Source organism: Streptomyces olivaceus (assembly GCF_000721235.1).
GTDB lineage: Bacteria > Actinomycetota > Actinomycetes > Streptomycetales > Streptomycetaceae > Streptomyces > Streptomyces olivaceus.
Genome location: NZ_JOFH01000014.1, coordinates 366,549 through 390,493, shown reverse-complemented (window position 1 = coordinate 390,493; position 23,945 = coordinate 366,549). Strand labels below are relative to the sequence as shown.

General features: G+C 73.9%; 21 protein-coding genes, 1 tRNA gene and 1 riboswitch. Of the genes, 12 read left to right on the top strand and 10 right to left on the bottom strand.

What is annotated here, in order from left to right; genetic code table 11:
- Nucleotides 1–2,145 (bottom strand): asparagine synthase-related protein (locus tag IG94_RS0117725; RefSeq protein WP_078892331.1); only part of this gene is annotated, 2,145 nt, incomplete at its 3' end.
- Between the two features lie 737 nt (nt 2,146–2,882).
- Here IG94_RS0117725 and IG94_RS0117720 point away from each other — a divergent pair.
- The 4 genes from IG94_RS0117720 to IG94_RS0117705 all read left to right on the top strand — a co-directional run bounded on the left by IG94_RS0117720 (nt 2,883) and on the right by IG94_RS0117705 (nt 8,250).
- Nucleotides 2,883–4,307, top strand: coding sequence for an NsdA family TPR-like regulatory protein (locus tag IG94_RS0117720; protein WP_031037166.1), 1,425 nt, complete (start codon nt 2,883–2,885; stop codon nt 4,305–4,307).
- Between the two features lie 315 nt (nt 4,308–4,622).
- Nucleotides 4,623–5,825 carry an L-2-hydroxyglutarate oxidase gene (lhgO, locus tag IG94_RS0117715; protein WP_043483893.1) on the top strand — a complete coding sequence of 401 codons (1,203 nt, stop codon included), beginning with the start codon at nt 4,623–4,625 and terminating at the stop codon, nt 5,823–5,825.
- A gap of 168 nt (nt 5,826–5,993) precedes the next feature.
- Complete coding sequence (gene trmB / locus IG94_RS0117710) at nt 5,994–6,779, top strand: tRNA (guanosine(46)-N7)-methyltransferase TrmB (protein ID WP_052410731.1); 786 nt, start codon at nt 5,994–5,996, stop codon at nt 6,777–6,779.
- A 10-nt stretch (nt 6,780–6,789) separates the two neighbouring features.
- Nucleotides 6,790–8,250 (top strand): PrsW family intramembrane metalloprotease, encoded by a 1,461-nt coding sequence (locus tag IG94_RS0117705; RefSeq protein ID WP_078892329.1) that lies wholly within the window; start codon nt 6,790–6,792, stop codon nt 8,248–8,250.
- Between the two features lie 97 nt (nt 8,251–8,347).
- On the opposite strand, the gene IG94_RS0117700 is transcribed toward IG94_RS0117705, so the two are convergent.
- The 5 genes from IG94_RS0117700 to IG94_RS0117680 form a co-directional block, all read right to left on the bottom strand.
- Nucleotides 8,348–9,292, bottom strand: a complete 945-nt coding sequence (locus IG94_RS0117700) for an aldo/keto reductase (RefSeq protein ID WP_031037155.1) — start codon at nt 9,290–9,292, stop codon at nt 8,348–8,350.
- A 125-nt stretch (nt 9,293–9,417) separates the two neighbouring features.
- Nucleotides 9,418–10,458, bottom strand: a complete 1,041-nt coding sequence (locus tag IG94_RS0117695) for a M23 family metallopeptidase (RefSeq protein ID WP_031037152.1) — start codon at nt 10,456–10,458, stop codon at nt 9,418–9,420.
- Nucleotides 10,459–10,468: 10 nt separating this feature from the next.
- Nucleotides 10,469–10,626, bottom strand: a riboswitch (cyclic di-AMP (ydaO/yuaA leader).
- A 224-nt stretch (nt 10,627–10,850) separates the two neighbouring features.
- Nucleotides 10,851–12,080 (bottom strand): PP2C family protein-serine/threonine phosphatase, encoded by a 1,230-nt coding sequence (locus IG94_RS0117690; protein WP_043483830.1) that lies wholly within the window; start codon nt 12,078–12,080, stop codon nt 10,851–10,853.
- Nucleotides 12,081–12,277: 197 nt separating this feature from the next.
- Nucleotides 12,278–12,351, bottom strand: a tRNA-Met gene (locus IG94_RS0117685).
- Nucleotides 12,352–12,496: 145 nt separating this feature from the next.
- A complete protein-coding gene (locus IG94_RS0117680; RefSeq protein WP_031037146.1) occupies nt 12,497–13,096 on the bottom strand; it encodes a TetR/AcrR family transcriptional regulator in 600 nt (199 codons plus the stop codon).
- A 61-nt stretch (nt 13,097–13,157) separates the two neighbouring features.
- On the opposite strand from IG94_RS0117680, the gene IG94_RS0117675 reads away from it, so the two are divergent.
- Nucleotides 13,158–13,988 (top strand): class I SAM-dependent methyltransferase, encoded by an 831-nt coding sequence (locus tag IG94_RS0117675; protein WP_031037143.1) that lies wholly within the window; start codon nt 13,158–13,160, stop codon nt 13,986–13,988.
- Between the two features lie 26 nt (nt 13,989–14,014).
- On the opposite strand, the gene IG94_RS0117670 is transcribed toward IG94_RS0117675, so the two are convergent.
- Both IG94_RS0117670 and IG94_RS0117665 read right to left on the bottom strand, forming a co-directional pair.
- Nucleotides 14,015–15,145 (bottom strand): dihydrofolate reductase family protein, encoded by a 1,131-nt coding sequence (locus IG94_RS0117670; RefSeq protein ID WP_031037139.1) that lies wholly within the window; start codon nt 15,143–15,145, stop codon nt 14,015–14,017.
- 156 nt (nt 15,146–15,301) lie between these two features.
- A complete protein-coding gene (locus tag IG94_RS0117665) occupies nt 15,302–15,895 on the bottom strand; it encodes a TetR/AcrR family transcriptional regulator (RefSeq protein ID WP_031037136.1) in 594 nt (197 codons plus the stop codon).
- A gap of 99 nt (nt 15,896–15,994) precedes the next feature.
- On the opposite strand from IG94_RS0117665, the gene IG94_RS0117660 reads away from it, so the two are divergent.
- A complete protein-coding gene (locus tag IG94_RS0117660) occupies nt 15,995–16,735 on the top strand; it encodes a nitroreductase (RefSeq protein ID WP_078892328.1) in 741 nt (246 codons plus the stop codon).
- Nucleotides 16,736–16,785: 50 nt separating this feature from the next.
- Nucleotides 16,786–17,436 (top strand): DUF6461 domain-containing protein, encoded by a 651-nt coding sequence (locus IG94_RS43530; RefSeq protein ID WP_107060589.1) that lies wholly within the window; start codon nt 16,786–16,788, stop codon nt 17,434–17,436.
- Between the two features lie 36 nt (nt 17,437–17,472).
- Here the strand turns inward: IG94_RS43530 and IG94_RS0117650 are convergent, their stop codons facing one another.
- Entirely contained in the window at nt 17,473–18,426 is a 954-nt protein-coding gene (locus tag IG94_RS0117650; protein WP_031037130.1) for an alpha/beta fold hydrolase, read from the bottom strand.
- A 181-nt stretch (nt 18,427–18,607) separates the two neighbouring features.
- On the opposite strand from IG94_RS0117650, the gene IG94_RS0117645 reads away from it, so the two are divergent.
- Both IG94_RS0117645 and IG94_RS0117640 read left to right on the top strand, forming a co-directional pair.
- Nucleotides 18,608–19,333: an IclR family transcriptional regulator gene (locus IG94_RS0117645; protein ID WP_224287142.1), complete on the top strand. Its 726-nt coding sequence runs from the start codon at nt 18,608–18,610 to the stop codon at nt 19,331–19,333.
- A gap of 187 nt (nt 19,334–19,520) precedes the next feature.
- Complete coding sequence (locus IG94_RS0117640; protein ID WP_031037125.1) at nt 19,521–20,042, top strand: DUF4232 domain-containing protein; 522 nt, start codon at nt 19,521–19,523, stop codon at nt 20,040–20,042.
- 24 nt (nt 20,043–20,066) lie between these two features.
- Here IG94_RS0117640 and IG94_RS0117635 read toward each other — a convergent pair whose 3' ends face one another.
- Nucleotides 20,067–20,792: an SDR family NAD(P)-dependent oxidoreductase gene (locus IG94_RS0117635; protein WP_031037123.1), complete on the bottom strand. Its 726-nt coding sequence runs from the start codon at nt 20,790–20,792 to the stop codon at nt 20,067–20,069.
- Nucleotides 20,793–20,941: 149 nt separating this feature from the next.
- Between IG94_RS0117635 and IG94_RS0117630 the strand changes: the two genes are divergently transcribed.
- The 3 genes from IG94_RS0117630 to IG94_RS0117620 all read left to right on the top strand — a co-directional run bounded on the left by IG94_RS0117630 (nt 20,942) and on the right by IG94_RS0117620 (nt 23,942).
- Nucleotides 20,942–21,907: a helix-turn-helix domain-containing protein gene (locus IG94_RS0117630; protein ID WP_031037121.1), complete on the top strand. Its 966-nt coding sequence runs from the start codon at nt 20,942–20,944 to the stop codon at nt 21,905–21,907.
- A 64-nt stretch (nt 21,908–21,971) separates the two neighbouring features.
- Nucleotides 21,972–22,628 carry a trimeric intracellular cation channel family protein gene (locus tag IG94_RS0117625; RefSeq protein ID WP_031037119.1) on the top strand — a complete coding sequence of 219 codons (657 nt, stop codon included), beginning with the start codon at nt 21,972–21,974 and terminating at the stop codon, nt 22,626–22,628.
- Between the two features lie 9 nt (nt 22,629–22,637).
- Nucleotides 22,638–23,942 (top strand): M20 family metallopeptidase, encoded by a 1,305-nt coding sequence (locus tag IG94_RS0117620; RefSeq protein ID WP_052410724.1) that lies wholly within the window; start codon nt 22,638–22,640, stop codon nt 23,940–23,942.
- Nucleotides 23,943–23,945 lie beyond the last annotated feature (3 nt).

The following is a 23,945-nucleotide window of genomic DNA, read 5'->3' as shown; positions in this document are numbered from 1 at the left end:
TCGCACAACCGCCCCCGCCCCGCCCAGCGCCCCCCGCTGCGGTGCGATGCCCCCCGGTACCGCGCGCTGGCGGGCCGGGGTTCCCGTCCAGCAGGTGCCGCGGCGGGCGAGGAGGCGGCGGAGCCACAGCTCCAGGGAGACCAGGTCGGCCAGCCCGTCCAGCGGCAGCCGCTCCCCCGCGGCCGTCGCGCGCACCGCCTTGCGCACCACCCGCGCCTCCACGAGCCCCGCCTCGGCGAGCAGCGGCGTGTCGAAGAGCCCCAGCAGGGAGTCCGCCGACGCCCGCAGCCCCGTCCGCGCCGCGGAGGCGGCCAGCGCCTGCGTGGGCGCCCCCCACCCGCTCGGCAGCTCGCTCACCCCCGCCCCCTCCAGCACCGTCCGCAGAATCTCCGCCCGCGCCCCCGGCTGCACCCGCAGCGCCTCCGGCAGCGCACGGCAGGCGCGGACAACCTGGTTGTCGAGGAACGGCGCGTGCAGCCGCTGGAAGCGGACCTCCGCCGCCTGTTCGAGGACCCGCACATCCGCCGCCTGCCGTGCCAGCGCGGCCCGCGCGCGGAAGTCACCGGGCCGCTGCCCCGGCCCGACCCCCGACCGCTGCGAGGACGTCTGAAGACGAACCGATACTTCAGCCAGCGCCTCTCCGGTCAGCCACCGCGCCGCCGGCCCCGGCGCGGCCCAGGTCAGCGCGGCCAGCGACGCGTCCGTCGCCCCGTCGCCCGGCGGGTCGAACCGCCGACGCAGCAGCCGCTCCGCGAGCACCTCGAGCCCCGTCCGGTACGGCGTCCGCGCCAGCCGCCGGGCCGCCCCGTACACGCGCGCCGGGACCAGCACTGACCCGTCGGCCTTGGCCATCGCGGCGACCGGCCGGACCAGGTGACGCCGCTTGCGGTCCATCAGCAGATCGGCCAGGCGCGCCGGATGCGCGTCCAGCACCTGCCGCGCCCCGTACCCCGTGAAGTGGTCGGCGCTGCCCGCGGCCAGCCGCACCCGGTGCCGGGCGGCGGCGACCAGGGAGGGGCCGGGTTCGTCGGTCAGGGGCCCGTCGAGGACGCCGTACGGCAGCATCTCCTCGCCGCCCGGGACCACCACGTGGTGCAGCCGCGGATTGGCGGCCAGCGCCCCCGCCCGCGCCAGCTCGGGCTCCTGCCCGCCGACGGCGAGGTCGTTGAAGGTGACGGCCAGCAGCCGCTCCCCCGCACCGGTGCCGTGCCCGAGCACGGTTCCCGGCATCCCCGGCAGCCCGGCGGCGAGCAGCGCCAGCGTGCCCGAGGCGGGTCCGCCGGACAGGTCGGCCCCGATCCCCGGGACCGGCATGCCGCGGGCCGCCCGGCGTTCGGCGGGCCCCATGCCGGGGACCGGCCCGGGGTCGATGCCGTCCCCGGGCACGTGCCGCGGCGCGGCGAGCCGCGTGCGCACCGCCTCCACAAGGGCGTCCCGCACGCCGTCCACCGCGCGGCCGGGGTCCGCGGAGGGCGTCGCGACGGCGAGGGAGGCCACCGGCTCGTACCCGGCGACCTCGCGCGCCCCGGCTCGCAGGATCAGCGCATGCCCCGGCGGAACGCGCTTCACGCCGTCGTACGGAGTGGAGTCGTCCAGCGCGGCCGGCACGTCGGGGGCGGCGAGCAGCGCCGCGAGGTGGCCGAAATCGAGGTTGGCCTCGACGAGGTCGGCGAGCGGCAGCGCGGCGGTGGCGAAGGCGGTGCCGCCGTCCCACGGGGTGTGGAACACGGGCCGCGCGCCCGCGAGATCGCCGCAGACGGTGATCCGCCGCCCCACCTGGACGACGGCCGTGTAGCTGCCGGGCCACGCCGTCAGATGTCTGAGGGCGCCGCCGCGCGCGGCGAACAGCGCGACGCGCAACTGCTCGTCGGTGGCGCCGCAGATGCCGAGCACGGCGATCCGGGTCTGCGCGTCCGCCGAGACGACCCGCACCTCGTCGGGCCGCCAGTCGCCGACCGCCCACAGGGGATCGGGGTCGCCCCACAGCGGCTGGGCGCCGACGGGCTGCACGGTCTCGCCGTCATAGCCGGTGGCCCCGGCGGAGCCACCCGCTCCGTCGAACCCGTCGAACCCGTTGATTCCCGCGATTCCCGAGATGCCCGCGGCTCCCACGGCGGCGCTGCTCCACCCCACCAACCACCGCATCGACGCCTCCACAGGCTGGGGACAACCAGTGCACCGTTACGAACTGGTCCCCATGCTGCCATGAAGGGCGCGCCACAGAGCGCCGGCGGAGCCGTACGGGCTCGCGCGAACCGTCCTCGCCGCCGCTCGGACGAGAACGTCAACTCCCCCTCGGTGACCGTCCACTTCACCTTGGAGAAGACCTGGGAGAAGACCTCGGAGAAGGCAAAGACGGCGCGAATGCGCCCCCCAAACGCGCCCTTTGGCTCCTTTACGCGCCGTTCAACTCCCGTGGTGAGGGCGATAGTCCAGCGAAAACAAAGGGAGCGATTTTCAGCCAAATCAATATCACGCACACACGCTCGAACACGCTGCGTACAGGTTCTGCGCAGCGCCCCGTGGGGCCCCCGCGGCGCACGGTCCGGGAGGCGGGACTCGCCCCCCGGACCGGTCCGCCGCCCGCGGGGATGTAGGCGGCGGTGTCCCCCAGCCCACTGGATCCAGTACAGCGGGCCGACCCACGCACCGACCATGGAACCGCTCCCCATGTGGCCGGAGAAGAGCGCACGGGCGGGCGCACGGCCACACAGCGGGAGCGCGCCGCAACAGACCGTGCACGCACCGTACTTGGGGACGGACCACAATCCCGCCATCCGGAACAATGCCTCTTAACGCCTGGGATGCGGCGAACTACGCTGGGTGTACGAATGCCGCGTGGTTATGCCAGCGCGGCAGCCGTCTGTGTCGAGGGGTGGCGCATGTCCAGGGAGCAACGCGGGCCGAACGAAAAACTCGGCGCCGTTCTCGCCCTCGCGGGAATCAGCAACGCGGGTCTCGCCCGGCGCGTCAACGACCTGGGCGCCCAGCGCGGGTTGACGCTTCGCTACGACAAGACGTCGGTGGCGCGCTGGGTGTCGAAGGGGATGGTGCCGCAGGGCGCGGCGCCGCACCTCATCGCCGCCGCCATCGGCCAGAAGCTCGGCCGCCCGGTCCCGCTGCACGAGATCGGCCTGGCGGACGCGGACCCCGCCCCCGAGGTGGGCCTCGCCTTCCCGCGGGACGTCGGCCAGGCGGTCAGGTCCGCGACCGAGCTGTACCGGCTCGACCTCGCCGGCCGCCGGGCGGGTGGCGGGGGCATATGGCAGTCGCTCGCCGGCTCGTTCGCGGTGAGCGCATACGCAACGCCCGCCTCACGGTGGCTGATAACCCCGGCCGACAGTTCGGTGGCGCGCGACGTGAGCCCGGCCGAGGGCTCCGGCGCACCGCTCAAAGTCGGCCACAGTGATGTGGGCAAGCTCCGGGAGGCCGCCGAGGACGCCCGGCGCTGGGACTCCAAGTACGGCGGCGGCGACTGGCGTTCGTCGATGGTGCCCGAGTGCTTACGCGTCGAGGCGGCGCCCCTGCTCCTCGGTTCCTACTCCGACGAGGTCGGCCGCGCCCTGTTCGGCGCCTCGGCCGAACTGACCCGCCTGGCCGGCTGGATGGCCTTCGACACCGGTCAACAGGAGGCCGCCCAGCGGTACTACATCCAGGCCCTGCGCCTCGCCCGCGCCGCGGCCGACGTCCCGCTCGGCGGCTACGTGCTCGCCTCGATGTCCCTGCAGGCCACCTACCGCGGCTTCGGCGACGAGGGCGTGGACCTCGCCCAGGCCGCCCTCGAACGCAACCGCGGCCTGGCCACCGCCCGCACCATGAGCTTCTTCCGCCTGGTCGAGGCCCGCGCCCACGCCCGCGCGAACGACGCGGTGGCGGCCGGCGCCGCGCTGAAGGCCGCCGAGAGCTGGCTGGAGCGGGCCCGCCCCGGCGACGGCGACCCGTCGTGGCTGGGTTTCTACTCCTACGACCGGTTCGCCGCCGACGCGGCCGAGTGCTACCGCGACCTGAAGGCACCGGGACAGGTCCGCCGCTTCACCGAGCAGGCCCTGTCGCAGCCGACGGAGGAGTTCGTACGCTCGCACGGTCTCAGACTGGTGGTCTCGGCGGTGGCCGAGCTGGAGTCCGGCAACCTGGACGCGGCCTGCGAGCAGGGGGTGCGCGCCGTCGAGGTGGCCAACCGCATCTCCTCGGCCCGCACCACCGAGTACGTGAAGGATCTCCTGCACCGCCTGGAGCCGTACGGCGACGAGCCACGCGTCGTCGAGCTGCGCGAACGCGCCCGCCCCCTGCTGATGACCACGGCCTGACCACGCCCCGGACACCGTTCCGGACCCGCGCCGAACCCGTCCTGACGAGGCCCCCGCCTCGCCCCGCCCCCGCCCGGCACCGACCGGCCCCCGTTCCCGGGTTTACGGGCATTGTCAGTGGCGCAGTGCACTATCGGAGCCGGGAGGTGGAGCCGGGACGTGGACGTGGATGTGGACGTGAACCTGAGAACAAGACGCACGGCGCACGGAACAGCGCACGGCGCAGCGCACCGCACGACGCACGGGACGACGCACGGAGCGGCGACCGCCACCGCGCACGGCACCGCGCGGGACGTCGCGTACGACTGCGACGTCCTGGTGATCGGCGGCGGCATCGTCGGCCTGTCGACGGCGTACGCGATCACGCGCGCCGCCCCCGGCACCCGGGTCACGGTCCTGGAGAAGGAACCGGGCCCCGCCCGCCACCAGACGGGCCGCAACAGCGGCGTCATCCACAGCGGTGTGTACTACCGCCCCGGCTCGCTCAAGGCACGGTACGCGGTCCGGGGCGCCGCCGAGATGGTCGAGTTCTGCGCCGAGCACGGCATCGAGCACTCCGTCACCGGCAAGCTGATCGTCGCCACCGACCGGGCCGAGCTGCCCCGCCTGCACGCCCTCGTGCAGCGCGGCCGGGAGAACGGCATACCGGTGCGCGAGCTGGGCGCCGCCCAGATCCGGGAGTACGAACCGCAGGTCCGGGGCCTGGCCGCCATACACGTCGGCACGACCGGGATCTGCGACTACGTCGCCGTGGCCCGCCGGCTGGCCCACCTGTCCGGCGCGCGGATCCGCTACGGCGCCGAGGTGGACCGCGTCGACCGGCGCCCCGGCCTGGGAGTGGCCGTGCGCACCCGCTCCGGCGAGGTGCTGCGCGCCCGGGTCCTGGTCAACTGCGCCGGGCTGCACTGCGACGAGATCGCCCGGCTGACCGGCGACGACCCCGGCATGCGCATCGTCCCCTTCCGCGGCGAGTACTACGAGCTGGCCCGCCCCGAGCTGGTGCGGGGCCTGGTGTATCCGGTGCCGGACCCGGCGTTCCCGTTCCTCGGGGTGCACCTGACCCGCGGCATCGACGGCGGCGTGCACCTCGGTCCGAACGCGGTGCCGGCGCTCGCCCGCGAGGGCTACGGCTGGGGCGTGCTGCGCCCCCGTGAGCTGGGCGCGACGCTGGCCTGGCCGGGCTCGTGGCGGATAGCACGGCGGCACTGGAGGTACGGGGCGGGCGAGCTGCACCGGTCGCTGTCCCGCAGCGCGTTCACGGCCGCCGTACGCCGGCTGCTGCCCGCGGTGACGGAGGAGGACCTCGTGCCGGCGCCGGCCGGGGTGCGGGCGCAGGCGGTGCTGGCAGACGGGACGCTGGTGGACGACTTCCTGTTCAAGGAGGGCGCCCACGCGGTGCACGTGCTCAACGCGCCCTCGCCCGCGGCGACCGCGTCCCTGCCCATCGGCCGCGAGGTGGCCCGCCGGGCGCTGACCGCGCTCGCCGCACCGGCCGCACCGGCACGGCGCCCCTCGTAAAATCGAGTCATTGTGACTGATTCCCACACCCCCGACTCACGCGCCGTCGGCCCCCACGCCCCCGGCGGACGCACCGCAGGCGGACACACCGCCGACGGACACGCCGCAGGCCCGCACACCACCGGCCCGCACCCCGGGGAGTCCGGCCGCCCGTCCGCGGACGCCTCCCTGCGGCACACCCGGGCCAAGGGCGAGCCGCGCTTCCCGGACGGACCGAAGGCCGATCCCGCCGGTTCGCACTTCGAGCGGCGGATCCGCAGCTTCCAGCCGCGGCGGAGCCGCGTCACGGCCGGGCAGGCGGACGCGCTGCAGCGGCTGTGGCCCCTCAAGGGACTGGACATCGACGGGCAGCGGACCGTCGACCTGGGCGAGCTGTTCGGCAACGCCCGGCCGGTCGTCCTGGAGATCGGCTTCGGCATGGGCGAGGCCACCGCCGAGATGGCCGCGGCCGACCCCGGCACCAACATCCTCGCCGTCGACGTCCACACCCCGGGCCAGGGCAATCTGCTCGGTCTCGCGGAACGGAACGAGCTGTCCAACATCCGGGTGGGCAACGGCGACGCGATCATCCTCCTGCGCGAGATGCTCGTCCCCGGCTCCCTCTCCGGACTGCGCGTCTACTTCCCCGACCCCTGGCCCAAGAAGCGCCACCACAAGCGCCGACTGATCCAGCCCGAGTTCCTGACCCTGGCCGCGACCAGGCTCGCACCGGGGGCCCTCGTGCACTGCGCCACCGACTGGGAGCCGTACGCGGAGCAGATGCTCGACGTGCTCACCGCTCATCCCGACTTCGAGAACACCGTGCCGGGCGGCGGCTTCGCACCACGCCCCGGGCACCGGCCGCGCACCCGTTTCGAGGGCCAGGGACTGGACAAGGGGCATGTGGTGAACGACTTGCTCTTCCGCCGCGTACAGCACCGCGACCCGCGTCAAGAGCAGCACCCCACCGGTTAGGGTCCGAGCCGTGGCCACCTGCCCCCCGTATCCCACGTACCCGGCACGTCCGGGACCCGCGGCGCCGCTGCCGCGTCCGCACTGGTGGCAGCGCGCCTGGGTGCGGTACGGGGCGCTGATCACGCTGCTCGCGATCTCCGGCCTGGTGATCCTGGCCCTGGTCCGCGAGCAGACCGGTACGCAGGGGTTCCTGGTGGGCCTCGGGCTCGCGGTGCTGCCCGTGCCGCTGCTGGTGGCCGCGTTCCGCTGGCTGGACCGGGTGGACCCGGGCCCCTGGCGGAACCTGGTGTTCTGCTTCGCCTGGGGAGCCTGTGCGGCGGCGCTGATAGCGATCGTCGCCAACAGCTTCGCGACCCGGTGGATAGCGACCGCGACCGCCGACCCGGCGAGCGCGGACACCCTGGGCACGACGGTCATAGCGCCCGTCGTCGAGGAGTCCGCCAAGGCCGCCGCCGTCCTGCTGGTCTTCCTCTTCCGCAGACGGGACTTCACCGGCGTCGTCGACGGCGTGGTGTTCGCCGGGGTCACCGCCACCGGCTTCGCCTTCACCGAGAACATCCTCTACCTGGGCACCGCCTTCGGCACCGACCAGCTCACCGGCGGCAGCGGCATCGCGTCCGTCACCGCGGCGACCTTCTTCGTCCGCGTGGTGATGTCGCCGTTCGCGCACCCGCTCTTCACCGTGCTCACCGGCATCGGCTTCGGCGTCGCCGCGCTCCGGACGGGCCACCGCGGCCCGGTCCGCGCCCTGCTCCCGCTCGCCGGCCTGCTGCTCGCGATGGGCATGCACGCGCTGTGGAACGGCTCGGCCTCCTTCGGCGAGTACGGCTTCTTCGCGGTGTACGCGGCGTTCATGGTGCCGTCGTTCGGCCTGCTGACCTGGCTGGTGATCTGGACCAGGCAGCGCGAACTGCGCACCGTGCGCGCCGAGCTGCCCGCCTACGTCGTCGCCGGATGGCTGGCCCCGGCGGAGCCCTTCGCCCTGGGCTCGATGCGGGCCCGGCGCATCGCCCGGCAGCAGGCCCGGCGGCACGCCGGGAAGGAGGCGGCGCGGGCGGTGACGCAGTACGAGGCCTGCGCGACGTCACTGGCGTTCCTGCGGCAGCGCGGGCGCCGGGGCAGGGCGGGCGCCGACTTCGCCGTACGGGAGCGGCAGCTGCTCGACGCCCTGTGGGACCGGCGGGAGGCGGCCCGCCCGGCCCTGGACCACGCGGCCCGCGTCACGGCGCCGCCCTGGGTGTACCCGTACGGATCACCGGCCCCGCACGGCGCGTTCGCCCCGCCCGGTGTCTACGGGCCGCCCGCGGCGCACGTCCCGCACCAGGCGCCCTACGGGTTCCACGCGGCGCAGCAGGGCGCGTACGGCCCGCCCGGCGACGCCCGCGGCCCCTACGGCACGCCCCACCCGGCACTCCACCCGACGCCGTACCCGCCCGGCCCGCCCGCGCCCGGCCCGTCCTACCGGCCGTGACCCGCACGATCCCTGCGGCGCCCGCAACACCCGCGGTACCCACGGCACCCCCAGAGCCCGCAGCCCCCGTGGTCCCCGCAGCCCGCGCAGCCTCCGCTCAGGCGGACGCCCGCGTCAGCCGCGCGACCTCGTCCTCCGTCAGGCTCAGCTCCGCCACTCCCAGCAGCGCCGGCAGCTGCTCCACCGTGCGCGCGGACGCGATCGGCGCGGCCACCGTCGGCTGTGCGGCCAGCCAGGCGAGGGCGACCGTGGCCACGGGAGCGTCGTGGGCCCCGGCGACCTCGTCCAGGGCGGCGAGCACCCGGCGGCCCCGCTCGCTCTCCAGATGCTTCGCCGCACCGCCCGCGCGCACGCTGTCGACGGCCGCACCCGGCCGGTACTTGCCGGTGAGGAAGCCGGCCGCGAGGGCGTAGTACGGCACGGCGGCCAGGCCCGTCCGCGCGGCGAGGTCCTGCAGTTCACCCTCGTAGGTGTCGCGGGAGACCAGGTTGTAGTGGGGCTGGAGGGCGACGTACCGGGCGAGGCCCTCGCGCTCGGAGAAGTCGAGGGAGGCCTCGAGCCGCTCGGCGGAGATGTTGGAGGCGGCGATGTGCCGCACCTTGCCCGCCCGCACCAGCTCGTCGAGCGCGCCGATGATCTCCTCGACCGGCACCTCGGGCTTGTCGTAGTGGGTGTAGTAGAGGTCGATGTGGTCGGTGCCCAGGCGGCGCAGCGAGGCGTCGGCGGCGGCCTTGATGTTCGCGGCGGACAGGCCGGGGTACTCGGGGTGCTGGCCGACCTTGGTGGCGAGGACGACGCCGTCACGGTTGCCGCGGGCCGCGAGCCACTTGCCGAGGACGGTCTCGGACTCGCCGCCGCTGAGGCCTTCGCCCCAGGCGGAGTAGACGTCGGCGGTGTCGACGAAGTTGCCGCCGGCCGCCGTGTAGGCGTCGAGGACGGCGAAGGACTGGTCGAGGTCGGCGGTCCAGCCGAAGACGTTGCCGCCGAGGGCGAGGGGGAAGACCTGGAGGTCGGAGGAGCCGAGCGTGCGCAGTGAAGTCATACAAAGCGTCAACAACCACAGGGGAGGGCACCATTCCGGCCCGGCCGTCCGGCACCCGAACGGAGTCCTCCGCTTTGCTCAGAACTGACTCTCAGGGGACGCGTCCGGAGCCCCTGAGAGACGAGTCAGGGCGTGAGCCCCTTGCCCTGCAGCCAGGCCATCGGGTCGATGCCGGACGCGCCGCCCGGGTGCACCTCCAGGTGGAGGTGGGCGCCGGTGACGTTGCCGGTGGCGCCGACGCGGCCGATGACCTCGCCGGTGGTGACCTTCTGGCCGACGCTGACGCTGATGGAGGACTGGTGCGCGTACCAGAGCTCCGTGCCGTCGTCGAGGGTGAGGACGGTCTTGTAGCCGTACGAGCCGTCCCAGCCGGCCGACGTGATCGTGCCGCCGTGCACCGCCTTGAGCAGGGTGCCCGTGGGGGCGGCGAAGTCGAGGCCGGTGTGGTGGCCGGAGGACCAGTAGGCGCCGGACTGGCCGAAGGTCGAGGAGATCGTGTACGAGGAGGTCGGCAGCGTGTACTGCTTGGCCAGCTTCGCGAGCCGCTCGGCCTCGGCCTTCTTCGCGGCCTCCTCCTCCGCCTTCTTCTTGGCGGCGGCGGCCTTCTCCTCGGCCTCCTTCTCCGCCTTGGCGGCGGCCTCCGCGGCCTGCTTCTCGGCGGCGGCCACGGCTTCGGCGGCGGCCTTCGACTCGACCTGGGCCTGCTGCTGCTCGGCCTGCGCCATGATCCGGGCCCGCAGGGACTCGCCGGCGCCGTCGGTGCCGGTGCCCTCGCCGGTGTCCGCGGCGGCGGCCACGGCGATGCCGCTGAGCGGGGTGGTGGAGCCCTCCGGCTCGGACTCCTCGTCGCCGGAGATGAGGGAGCCGACGTTCGGCAGGTCCGGCATGGAGATGGAGACCGGGGCCTTGCCGGGCTGGGCGCTGGCCATGCCGCCCGCGCCGACCGCGGCTATGACACCGACGCCGAGGACGGTGGAGCTGCGGGCGAGTCCGCCGCGCTGCTTGGCGACGCGGTGCCGGCCGCGTACGGGACGGAGGGACTCCGCGGTGGGATTCCACTCCTCCCAAGGGCCCTCTTCGGTCGGGTGGTTGTCGTAACCGAAGGTGTCGGTGCCGTGCCCGCTGGGCACGAACGGGGCCTCGGGGGCAGGCCGGTTGGACGCCACGTGGGCGTACTCCTTTCCTTCCTTTCGCCTACCGGGTTAGCTGACGGGTTCGGAGCAGGAAGGTCTCCTACGGGCGCCTGCCGACCGTGTCGCCACGGCGTAGTACGCCCGATTCACCCCAATGTGGTGGTTCCCCGGTTCCCTTGCGGGATTCGGCGCGTGCGCACGGAGCCGCCTTCTGTGACGGCTGGGACGACCGCGCTGCGTTATCGAACGTTAATAGACCCGGGGCTCGGATTCCAAGCCGTCCCTCTTGATCATTAACGGAAACACCCCGGACGTACACCTCACGACCGGCGAAAACCGGGCGAGTTGACCGGCTCCCGGTATTCCCGTTCACGCCGCGTTTTTCTGACGGTGCATCAGTTGTTATGCGGAGGGAGGTCGTTCCCTCACGGCTCGTGACATTGATCTTGCTCCCCGCGCCGCGGCCGCCGTACGGCGAGCAGCGCCATGTCGTCCGCCATCCCGCCCCCGGAGTGCCTGCGCACGTCCTCGGCGAGGAGGTCGAGGAGCGTCGCAGGATGCCGGAACGCGCAGCCGGCCAGCCGCGCGTGCGGATCGTAGAACTCGCCCCGGGCGTCGCGGGCCTCCGACAGCCCGTCGGTGTAGAGCAGCAGTGTGGCGCCGCCCGGGAACGGGGCCTCCTCGGCCCGGTCGGGCCACACGCCCAGTTCGCCCATGCCCAGCGGCAGGGCCGATTCCCGGGCGGGCAGCGCGCTCAGGGTGCCGTCGGGGTACAGGAGCAGGGGCGGCGGATGCCCGCGGTTTACGATGCGGACGGTCCCGGTGCCGTGCGGGAGTTCGGCCAGTACGGCGGTGGTGAACCCCTCGAAGGCGTCGAGCCCCTCCCGCCGGGTGCCCTCGCGGGCCAGCGCCCGCTCCAGCCGCTGCGCCACCGCCTCCAGCGTCGCCTCCTGCTCGGCGGCCTCCCGGAAGGCGCCGATCACCACGGCGACGGCGGCCACCGCCCCCATGCCCTTGCCGCGCACGTCCCCGACGATGACCCGGACGCCGCGCGCGCTGTCCTGCACGGCGTACAGGTCGCCGCCGATGAAGGCGTCGGCCTGCGCGGCCTCGTAGCAGGCGGCGATCTCGAACCCGGCGATCCGCTCGGCGGGTTCGGGCAGCACGGCACGCTGGGCGGCCTCGGCGATCTCCCGCACGGACACCAGCCGCTCGCCGGTACGGCGGACGAGCCCGTTCACGAGCACGGCGAGGACGGCGACCGTCGCGATGGTGATCAGCTCGGTCAGGGAGTCGACGTAGTGGATGACGCCCTTGCCGATCTGCAGGGCGACGACCGCGGCGACGACGGCGGCGCCGGTGAGCGCGGTGCCGCGCCGCGAGTAGATCGGGGCGGCGATCAGGGGCGCGGCCGTGTAGAGGGGGCCCGCGGTGAAGTACCGGGGAGTGAGGACGTCGTACAGGATGGCGACGGCGATCAGCAGCACGGGCAGCGCGTGGACGAACATCTGCCACGGGGTCCGACGCCGGCGCGGCGGCCCGGAAGGAGTCGGCTGCCCCTCGTCGCCGAGACCGGGATCGGGCACGGGGTCGCCGGGGAGCCGGCCGCCGGCTCGGGCGTAGGCTCCCTCGTCCTCCACGTCACCTGGCCCCACCACTGCCCTCCCGCCACCCCCTCACGTCCGCGCCGCTCGCCGTACCGGAATCTCCAGGCTTCCGGACAGGGGAACGGGCGGCGACCGCTGCGGGGCCGACCGGATGACAGAACAGAACGCACACCGTGCGTACGCGCGTGACCGACGGAACGCACCGAGGGCCGGAACCCTTTCGGATTCCGGCCCTCGGCCTTCAGTAGCGGGGACAGGATTTGAACCTGCGACCTCTGGGTTATGAGCCCAGCGAGCTACCGAGCTGCTCCACCCCGCGTCGTTGTGTTCACCACTGTACGTCATCCGGGGCCCGCAATGCACATCGGTATCTTCCGACCCGGTCGGCCGGACCGCCGTCACCGGTGAGCCGGGGGCGTTGCGGAGGCAGGACCTGGCGGGGGCCGGACTGCTGGGGGGTCAGGTCACGGCGGGGGCGGCCGCAGGGCGCCGGCGACGACGGTGGTCACCATCGTGCGGACGGCGGCGGTCTGCGGCGGAGCGCTCGTCCGGTCGGCGAACAGCAGGTGCCCGGCCCCGACGAGGGTGGGGGCGAGCGTGTCGATGTCGGCGTCACCGGCCAGACGCCCCGACTCCCGTTCGGCGGTCAGGTATGCGGCGATCATGGCGGTGCCCTGTACGGCCAGGGGGATGCCGGTCAGACCGGCCTCGCGCAGCCGGGAGCGGAGGCCGTCGCGGAAAGTGATGAGCGCGACGGCGGCCACCGTGACCGGTCCGAACAGGTCCTGCAGCGCGCCCGTCAGGTTGTCCACCACGCTCCCGGTGCCCGCGGCCGCGCGCAGAGCCGCGGTCCGGTCCTCGATGCCGCGAACGCGTTCGAGGACCAGTTCCGCCAGGAAGGCGTCGAAGTCGGCGAAGTGCCGGTGCAGCACGCCCTTGGCGCAGTTCGCCTCCTCCGTGACCGCCCGGCTGGTCAACGCGTCGGGCCCGTTCCACAGCAGGATGCGCTCGGCCGCTTCGAACAACTGGCCGCGCACGTTGTGGATGTGCACTCCTGACGGCATCGTCTCCCTTTCCGCGCCGCTGCGCCTTAACAAGTGGGCAACCGCCCATTAGTGTGGGCGCATGCCCATTTTATCGCGGAGGCAGCCGGACGAGTCCGGCCCCGAACCGCACCGCCACCGGCAGACGGCCGAGTCGTTCGGCGTCGATGCCGAACGCTACGACCGTGCCCGACCGCCGTATCCCCAGGCCCTGGTGGACAGGATCCTCGCGGCGAGCCCCGGCCGGCACGTCCTCGACGTCGGAGCCGGGACCGGCATCGAGGCCCGGCAGTTCCAGGCGGCCGGCTGCACGGTGCTCGGCGTCGAGCCCGACGAGCGGATGGCCGCCTTCGCACGACGCGGCCGTGTCGAGGTCGAGGTCGCCAGCTTCGAGGACTGGCAGCCGGCCGGGCGGCAGTTCGACGCGGTCGTCGCCGGCACCGCCTGGCACTGGGTGGACCCCGTCGCCGGCGCCGCCAAGGCGGCCCGCGTGCTCCGGCCCGGCGGCCGGCTCGCCCCCTTCCACCACGTCCCCCAGCTGCCGGCCGAGTTGATCGACGCCCTCGCTGAGGTACTCGAACAGGTCGCCCCCGATTCCCCGTTCAACCCCGGCCTGCTGCGAGGATCGGCCGTGGACGCCTACCAGCCCCTGTTCGTGAGGATCGCCGACGGGATCCGGCAGACGGGCAGCTTCAGCGAGCCGGAGCAGTGGCGCTTCGCCTGGGAGCGCACCTACTCCCGAGAGGAGTGGCTCGACCAGCTCCCCACGTTCGGCGGCCTCACCCAACTCCCCGCGGACAAGCTGGCGAAGGTCCTGGACAGCGCCGGGTCCGCGATCGGCAGGCTCGGCGGCCACGCCACCATGCCCTACACCTCCGTCGTGGTCACCGCGACCCGCTGCTCTTCGCCCTGAACCCACGGCCGGCGGAGCGGCGGGCCCTACCCCTCCAGATGCCGGTTCGGCGCCTTCGCACGGTCCTCGTACTCGTCCAGCACGACGACCGCGGCGCCCCCGCCCGCCAGCACCCCGCTCCCGTCGGCCCCCGGCACGAAGGTGTCCGGCTCCCGCCAGGCCGTGACCACGCGACGCACCCCGGCGTCGAGGATCAGGCGGGCGCAGGGGGCGGGCCGGGAGGCACGCCGGGCGCAGGGCTCCAGGCTGCTGTACACGGTGGCGCCCGCGAGCCGGACGTCATCCGGTCCGACCTTCGCGAGCGCGGCCTCCTCGGCGTGCACGCGGGGGTCGTTCCCCTCCCGCGAATACCCCCGGGCCAGCTCGCTGCCGTCCCCGGCGACGACGACGGCCCCCACGCTGAACGCCGTCTCCGACGGCGGACACAGCTCGGCCAGCTCGCAGGCGAGCGCCAGCCAGTGCCGGTCGGCAGCGGCCACGCGCTCCCCTACGCCCGGGGCCGTCGGCCGGTACCGCATCAGCACGACGTCCTCGATCCGCCGCGACTCCACCAGCCTCAGCCGCCCGCCCTGGTAGGCCCCCGGCCCGAACAGCCGGGGCGCGGCCGGGTCCCCCACGAACAGCGGCGCGAGCACGAGCTGCAGCTCGTCCGCCAGTTCCTGCTGCAGCAACTGCGTGTGCACGCTCCCGCCCCCCTCCACCATGAGCCGCCGCACCCCCCGCCGGTCGTGGAGGTACTCCAGCGCGGCCCGCCAGTCGAGGACGTTCCCGAGCGGCACGATGCCGGCGGCGATCCCCAACGCGCGAGCCCGCCGGGCGCCGTCCTCCGTGGTGACGAGCACCTTGTCCCCGCCCGTGTGCCAGAACCGCGCGGCCGGGTCCAGCTCGCCGGTGGCGCTCACGGTGACCTTCAGCGGATACTCCGCCTGCCCCGCCGCCACCCGCGCGGCCCGCCGCTCCGCCGAGTTCACCAGCAGCCGCGGATTGTCGGCCCGGACGGTCCCGGCGCCGACGAGGATCGCGTCCACGGAGGCCCGCACCTCGTCGACCCGCTCGAAGTCGGCGGGCCCGGACAGCAGCAGCCGCTCGGGGCCGGTGTCGTCCAGGTAGCCGTCGAGGGAGACGGCGGCGGAGAGGAGGACGTGAGGAAGGGGCATGGGTGGGGCTCCGGTGGTCGCGTGGACAGGCGGCTGGCACGGGCCGGGGCGGCAACGCCCCCGCGGACGTCGGACCGCGCACGGCCCGCTCGGGAAATCCCCGCGTCGGGCGACCCGCCTCGGGCGACGGGCGCACCGGCGACCCGGCGGGGCCGGTCAGGCCCCGGTCGGCAGTGCGTGGGCCAGGAGGACCTCCGCCGCCGTTCGCGCGTGCCGGCCGTAGTCCGCCTCGCCGAGCACCATAGCGCGGCTGGCGGCGCCGTCCGCGAGAGTCACGAGCTGCTCGGCGAGGGCAGCGGGCTCGCGGCAGCCCAGTTCCGCCACGAGCTCGGCCACCAGCCGCACCATCAGCAGTTTCCGTTCGCGGGCGTAGGAGTGGACCGCGTTCTGCGGGTCGGGGAACTCCACGGCCGCGTCGATGAACGGGCATCCGCGCACGGGGTCCGTGCCGGCCGGAAGCGGGTCGAACAGCGCGAGGACGCGCTCCATGGCGGGGACGTCCTCGCGCGTCAGCGTCGCCTCCAGGGTGTGCCCCGTCGAGGTGAGGTCCCTGAGGTGGGCGAGGACGAGCTCGTCCTTGGTGCGGAAGTGCGCGTAGAGGGTGCGCTTGGACACCGGCGCCCGCTCCGCGATCTGTTCCATGCCGGTCGCGTTGATTCCCTGGACCGCGAACAGCCCGGCCGCGGCGGCCAGGATGCGCTCCCGGCCTCCGCGCCCCTGCCGTCGAGTCGCCGTGGTCGCCGTTGCCATGACGCAAGTATACGTTCCCGTTTACTTCGCGGGCGTCCGTTCGCTACAGTGACCCAGGTAAACGCTTCCGTCTACATAAGCGATTTCGAGGAGAGTTCCATGAGCGGACCGGCCGGCACCCGGACACGCACGAGCGAGGCGCCCACCGGCGGGACACGGACGGGCGGGCCACGAGCGCGGGAGTACGCCGAGCAGCTGATCCGCGGGCGCCACGCGACCCGCGCCTTCCGACCCGACCCGGTGCCCGAGGACACGCTGCGCGCGGTCTTCTCCCTGGCGGGCGCCGCGCCGTCCAACTCCAACGCGCAGCCGTGGCGGGTCGAGGTGGTCGGCGGCGCACGGCGGGACCGGCTGGCCGACGCCCTGCGAACGGCCCACGCCGAGCGACGCCGCACGGCCGACTACCCGTACTCCGAGGACATGTACGCCCCCGTCCACCGGGAACGGCGGGCCGCCTTCGGCGCCGGTCTGTACGGAGCGCTGGGCATCGGCCCCGAGGACCACCCGGCCCGTGCGGCCTACGACGCGGAGAGCCTGGGGTTCTACGGGGCGCCCCACGCCGCGTTCCTGTTCGTCACCGGCGACGGCGGACCCCGGCTGGCCGCCGACGCCGGCGCCTACCTGCAGTCACTGCTGCTGGCCATGACCGCCTACGGCGTGGCCAGCTGCCCGCAGGGCCTGCTCAGCTTCTACGCCGACACCGTCCGCGACCAACTCGAAGTGGACGAGGGGAAGCTGCTCGTGGGCGTCTCCTTCGGCTACGCCGACGAGAACGCGCCGGTGAACCGGCTCGCGACCGGCCGGGCCGCGCTGGAGGAGACCACCACGTTCCACGTCTAGATGCCGCGGGTCACTTGCCTCTCCCGGCCAAGGCGCACCAGGATTCGTTCGTGCCGGAACCGATCACCGCAGCGGACTACGCCGACATATTCGGCGCCGACGACGACCTCCTCGAGTCGCACTGCATCACTTACGTGCAGGGGACGAGCCCGGCCGGCCTGCTGCACGAGCTGCGGGCTCGGCGGACGGCGCCCGGGACGCCGGTGACCGGAGTGAGCGCGTTGCGCGAGCTGACGCAGGAGACGTACGCGCAGGCGGACTCGGCAGGGACCCGGCTGGTGGGAGTGACCCCGGTCGGCGACTGGGCTGTCATGGTCGAGTACAACGGTCTCCTGGGCACCGACCCGGAGGTCGTGCTCCCGGCGACGCGGGGGCGGACGGCCGTCTCCCACATGGCCAACATCGCTCCCGGAGAGCCCTTCTACTGGTACGAGGACGGGTCCGTCCGGATGTCCTACGACGAGGACCCCTACCTCCGCGGGGGCGAGCGTCCGGACGAGCTGCTCGACGTCATGCGCCGGGTGGGGTTCGGGCCGCTGGCGGACCCGGACGAGGACGACAGGCAGCCGACCTGCGCCTTGGCCAACTTCGCCCTGGCCCACCACGTCACCGGAGTCCGGCTGACCCGCCGGCTCCTGGAGACGGCGGAGTTCACCTGCGGCTTCGTGACCCGGCCCGTGCCTTCCTGGCTGCGGGTGTGAGGCTTCGGCAGGTCAGCGGTCCGCCGTGCTCGGCGGTCACTCCGGCAGGGTGGCCGCCCACCGCGTGAGGATCCCGACGTACCGCGCCGGGTCGGACTGGTGCATCGTGTGCGACGCGTCCGGCACGGACTCGTAGCCGACCTCCACGCCTGCCGACTCCATCAACAGCCTCGCCTGCGCGGCCTGTTCGTCGGAGAGCGCGCCGAGCGGGACACCGGTCTCCGGGTCGGTGGCGCGCATGTGGTGCGTGAGGAGTACCGGCGTCCTGACCTGGGTCAGCATGCGCTCATGGGGGCAGTTCAGTCCGACGGTCCCCTCCCAGAAGGCCCGGGCCCATTCCGGGTCGTACTCCTTCAGGTGCTGCGGGATCTCGTCGGCCGAGTGCTGCGGGAGCCCGTCCGTCACGAAGTACCGCGCCATCGGCGACGACGCGGCGGCGGCCGCACGGCGGAAGCCCTCCCAGTCACCCACGCTCCACTGGTCGCCGAGAAACGTGCGGAAGAGTTCGAACACGGGCCCCGCCCCCTGCCGGACCGAGTGGCCGTACGCCGGGACGAGCTCGGACGCGAAGAACGGTGCGTCCTCGCACAGGGCCCCGCGGATCTGTCCGGGCATGGAGTGCGCCGACAGCCACGCGGCGAGGACGCCACCGGAGGAGTTGCCCGCGACGACGACGGGGCGCTTCACCACTAGGGCGATGAACCGGACCAGGTCGTTGCCGAAGTTGTCGAGGCTGTACCGCTTCGGGGTCCAACTGCTGCGCCCCTGGCCCCGCAGGTCGACGGCGTAGACGTGGAAGTCCTCGGCGAGCAGGCCCATCGTCTCCTCATAGCTCCACCACGAGCCCGTCTGCTCGGGGATCAGCAGCAGGGCGGGCTTGTCCGGGTCACCGGCCTCGGCGTAGTTCATGGTGATCTCACCGAGATCCGCCTGCTGTTCGGGATAGGCGTGCGGGACGTAGACGTCGCGCAGCGCGGGGTCGCTCACCATTGCTGTCTCCTTGGTCGGTCGGCGCCGCGCAGATGAGAGTGGTTGGGCGTGGACGGCGCCCGGCCGCCCGCACGTCACCGGGCGGGCGAGTCAGAGCTAGTATCGAAACCGTGGCCGGCGACGCGCACCGACGATTCCGATGAGTGGAACGCCGGTACAACCCCCTCGCTCGGGGCGGCCGTTGCACGGGGAGCCGATCCTGGAGCGGGCCTTCCGGGTCCTGGGCGCCTTCGCAGAAGCCGGAGAGGGTCTGACGCTCCACACGCTCGCCGCCCGGGCGGGCCTTCCGAAGAGCACCACGTCCCGGATCGCGGCCCAGCTGACGGCCGTGGGCGCCCTCGAACGCCTCGACGACGGCGCTTTCGTCGTCGGCCTGCAACTGCTCGAGATCGCCTCGTTGGCGCCCCGCGGCCACGGACTGCGCGCCGCCGCGCTGCCGTTCATGGAGGAACTGCACCGGTCCACCGGCCAGCACATCCTCCTCGCCGTACGCGACGGCGACGAGGCCGTCCTCGTGGAGCGCCTGTCGGCACGGGACGCGGCAGCGGTCAGGTACCGGGTGGGCGGCCGCCTCCCGCTCGCCGGGACCGGCATCGGCATCGCGCTGCTGGCGTACGCCCCCGAGCGGGTGCGGAACGACGCGCTGGCCGGCGCGGACGACGCGGCCCGCCTCCGCCGGCTCATGGCCACCGTCCGCGCCGAGGGCGTCTGCGCCACGACGGTGCCCAACCCGCTGCGCTCGGGGCCCGCCGTCATGTCGACCGCCGCCGCCCCGATCCTCGACCGCCGCGGTGCCGCGCTGGGCGCGCTCTCACTGGTCGCACCCGGCGAGGGCGGAGTCCGGGCCGCCGCTCGAACGGCGCTGCGGAGGGCGAGCCTGGCGGTCTCCCGGGCCGTGGGGCGGTGACCGCGGCCCCGAGCGGGGGGCGGACCGGCGCCCGCCGGGCACGAGGGTCGCGGCGCCTGTGACGAACCGGTGACATTGATGTGCCGGTGACCGGTCAGACGAACTGATGTAGCAGCCATCGATTGGTGCCGACGGGCACCGGGAGCCCCGTCGGCACAGGAGAGTGCACAGGAGAGGAAGAAACACCATGAAGGTCACGCGCACCGCCGTCGCCGTCACCGCCGCCCTCGCGATCGCCGGGCTCGGCACCACCGCCGCCGTCGCCGCCGACCCCCAGCAGGCCGCGCAGGAGTGCCAGCCCGGCACCCTGAAGGCGACCACCGCCGACCTCGGCGACGGCCAGCAGGGGATGAACCACGAGGGCACCTATCTGAAGGTGACCAACACCGGTGACGTCACCTGCGCGATCTCCGGATACGCCGGACTCGCCCTGGAGGGCGCCGGACACACGGCGATAGCGACCGACGCGGAGCACGGCGACACCTACTTCGCCCAGGACCCCGGTGAGCACCAGGTCACCCTGGAGGCCGGCGACTCGGCGTACGCCGATCTCGAGTGGACCCACACCGGCGCCGACAGCGCCGACGCGCACTACCTCCAGATCTCGCCCACCGGCAGCAACTCCCACAGCACGGTGCCCTTCGCCAAGGAGGTCGACAACAGCGCCCTCACCGTCACCGCCTGGAGCGACACCCCGCCCACCGCCTGACAGCGCCGCGCAGCCGCCGGCGGCTCAGGACTCGACGAACTTGTCCGCCAGGCCCCGTTCCAGGTAGTCGTCCGGCAAATCCTGGATCACCAGCTCGGCTTCGGTGCGCCCGGTGTGCAGCCGCCAGTAGGCGTCGGCGATCGTCCGGGGCTGCGAGGCGTGGCCCCCTTGGCCGATGAAGGCGGCGATCGCCACGTGCGCGGCGTAGACGCCGGTGCCGGACAGGGCGGCGTGCAGGTTGAGGATCCAGTTGCGCATACCGCCCGTGGCGACCTGGACGTTCGCCACGTGCGGGGCGATCATCGGGCCGGACCCCGCGCCGCTGCTGACCAGGACCGTCCCCGTGCCGCGCGCCAGCATGCCGGGCAGGACGTGCTGCACCGCCGCGACCCCGCCGAGCAGGTAGAGGTCCAGCTGCGCCAGGACCGAGTCGACGGTGACCTTCGTGGCCTCGACGAGCGGCGCCCGGCGCAGATCGGCCGGGGACGGCGCGGGCGAGTACTCGAGTACGTCGATCGGCCCCAGCCGCTCCTCGGCGGCGGTCAGCGCCGCGTGCAGAGCGGGACGGTCGGTGACGTCCGCGGGGAACACCTCGACCCGGACGCCCGTGTCGGACAGATCGTCGGCCACCGCCTGGAGCGTCGTACGGTTGCGGGCGATCAGCGCCACGTCGAACCCCTCGACGGCGAACCGCCGGCCGATCGCGCGCCCCAGCTGCGGGCCCGCGCCGACGATCGCGATCGTGCTCAATGCGCCACCTCGTTACCCTTGTTCCGGAACTCCAGAGGCCCGGACTCGTGGATCCCGGCTCTCCGATCCATGCCGGGACAACGGTAGGCAGCGCGTGGCCGCGGCGGCTCGGACCGGCGCGACATCCCGAACGGAAGATTCGCGACACCATGAGCGGCACTTTCTCGGTGAGCACGAGCGGCACTTTCTCGGTGAGCGTGAGCGGAGCGAACGCCTTCGGCGACTTCGCACGCGAGTGGCGGAGCCGGATGGGCGAGACCTTCGCGCTGGCGCCCTTCCGCCGTACGACCGTCTCCGGCTTCTCGGCCCGGTCCCGCGGGTACCGGGTGGGGGACGTGATGTTCAACCGCTTCGAGAACACGGCCGCCCTCCGGACGGCGGGCCGACGGGTCGGGGCCGAAGATCACGTACGCCTGTGGATCGTCCACCGGGGCACCTGGCGGATCGGGGAACCGGGAGGGACCGAGCACACGGCACCGGCCGGCCGCCTCCTGGTACAGGCCGGGAGGCTGTCCCACTTCTTCGCGGCGCCGCACTCCGGTACCCGGGTGCTCGTCCTGCCCGCCGCCGAGCTGCGGCACAGCCGGGGCAGGCCGGCCTCCGGTCCGGCCGACACCGCCGAGGTGCGGCTGCTGACCGCCCACGCCACCCTGGTGGGCCGCATGCTGGACGGCCTCGGGCCGGCCGGGGCCGACGCCGCCCGCGCCACCGTGGCCGAGCTGGCCCGGGCCGCCGTGGGAGGCGGACTCGACGACGTGGAACCCCTGCTGTCGCCGGCGCTGGCCCAGGCCGCCCGGGACCTGGCCGACCGCCGGCTCACCGATCCCGCCCTCTCCCCCGGGGCTCTCGCGCGGAAACTGAACGTCTCCGCCCGTACCCTGCAACGGGCCTTCGCCAGGGAGGGGCAGTCCCTGAGCGCCTACATCCGGGACCGCCGCCTCGAAGAGGCCCGCCGCGCTCTCGTCGCACCGCACCGGCGCATGACCGTCACGGAGATAGCCGCCCGCTGGCAGTTCGCCGACGGCGGCCATTTCGCCCGTGCCTTCCGCAGGCGCTACGGCCGGACCCCGACCGACTACGCCGCGACCGCCGCCCGCGGGACGGACGCCGCGTAGCCGCCGGGGCGGACGCCGCACCGCCGCCTGGGGCACGTCCGCGGGCCGGGGTACCCGGCCCCGCATGAGCGCCCAACCCGCACCGCTGCTCGCCCTGGATCTCACCGGCACGTTCGCGTTCGGTCTGAACGGGGCGCTGACGGCGGTGCGGGCGGCCCGGCTGGACGTCGTGGGCGTGGTCGTACTCGGCATGATCACCGCGCTGGGCGGCGGCTTCATCCGGGACGTCCTCATCGACTCGCTGCCGCCCGCGACCCTGCTGGACTGGCGGTACTACACGCTCGCCGCCGGCGGCGGGCTGATCGCCTTCGCGCTGAGCCGGCACCTGCGGCGGCTGGAACCGGCGATCGACGTGCTCGACGCCGTCGGGCTGAGCACCTTCGCGGTCATCGGCGCGAGCAAGGCCCTGGACGCCGGGCTGGGCGTCGCGCCCGCGATCCTGCTGGGCGTGGTCACGGCGGTCGGCGGGGGCACCATCCGCGACACACTCGTCCGCCGGATCCCCACCGTGCTGCGCACCGGCCTGTACGCCGTTCCCGCCCTCGCCGGCGCGGCGATCACGGTCGCCACCGTCGAGACGGGCCTCTACGGCCTCCCGGCCGCGCTGGGCGCCGCCGCGGCCTGCTTCCTGATCCGCGTGCTCGGCCTCCGCCTCGGCCTCAACGCACCCGAACCGCCCGAGACGCGCTCGCCCGGTGGCCGGAAACAGAACCGTGCGTAGGCTCGAAACATGGCCCCGACGAGCGCCCCCGACCCCGACTCCGACCCCGACTCCGCTTCCTCCTCCGCCGCCCGGACCGTCCTCGCCGGCCTCGACGACGTACGGTCCGGCCTGGAGGACCTCTACCGGGACCTGCACCGCCACCCCGAGCTTGGCCTGCGCGAGCACCGTACGGCGAAGAAGGCGGCGGACGCCCTGCGCGAGAGCGGCTACGACGTCACCGAGGGCGTCGGCGGCACCGGCGTGATCGGGGTCCTCGCGAACGGGGACGGCCCCGTCGTCATGGCCCGCGCGGACATGGACGCCCTGCCCGTCGAGGAGCGGACCGGCCTCCCGTACGCCTCCACCGAGACCGTACGGGACGACCGGGGCAACGAACAGCCGGTCATGCACGCCTGCGGCCACGACGTGCACGTCACCAGCCTGATCGGCTGCGCGCGGCTCATGGCCCGGCGCCGGGACGCCTGGAAGGGCACGTTCGTCGCGCTCTTCCAGCCCTCCGAGGAGAACGGCGACGGCGCCGACGCCATGGTCGAGGACGGCCTCACCGAGAAGTCGCCCCGCCCCGACGTCGTCCTCGCCCAGCACGTCCTGCCCCACCCCGCCGGCTACGTCGGCACCCGGCCGGGCTCCTTCCTGTCCGCCGCGGACAGCCTGCGCGTCACCGTGCACGGCCGGGGCGCCCACGGTTCCGCGCCCCAGGCCTCCGTCGACCCCGTGGTCATCGCCGCCACCGTCGTCGTACGGCTGCAGACCATCGTCTCGCGCGAACTGGCCGCCACCACGCCCGCCGTCGTCACGGTCGGCAGCATCCACGCGGGCAGCGGCCCCAACGTCATCCCCGACCGGGCCGTCCTGGAACTCAACGTCCGCACGTACGACGACACCACGCGCGCCCAGGTCCTGGAGGCGATCGAGCGCATCGTCCGGGCGGAGTGCGAGGCGTCCCGAGCGCCGCGGCCCCCCGACTTCGAGCGGATCGCGTCCTTCCCGCCCACCGTCAACGACGAGGAACCGACCCGGCGCGTGGCGGAGGCGTTCGCCGCGTACTTCGGCGACGACGCCCACACCGTGGAACTGCAGACCGCCAGCGAGGACATGAGCGAGATCCCGCAGGCGTTCGGCGTGCCGTTCACCTACTGGGCGATCGGCGGCACCGACCCGGAGCGCTACGCCGAGGCCGCCCGGAAGGGGACCGTCGCCCAGGACGTCCCGGTCAACCACAGCGCCGGCTTCGCACCCGTCGTGCAGCCGACCCTGGACACCGGCGTCAGCGCCCTGACCGTCGCCGCGCTGGCCTGGCTCGGCGGCTGAACC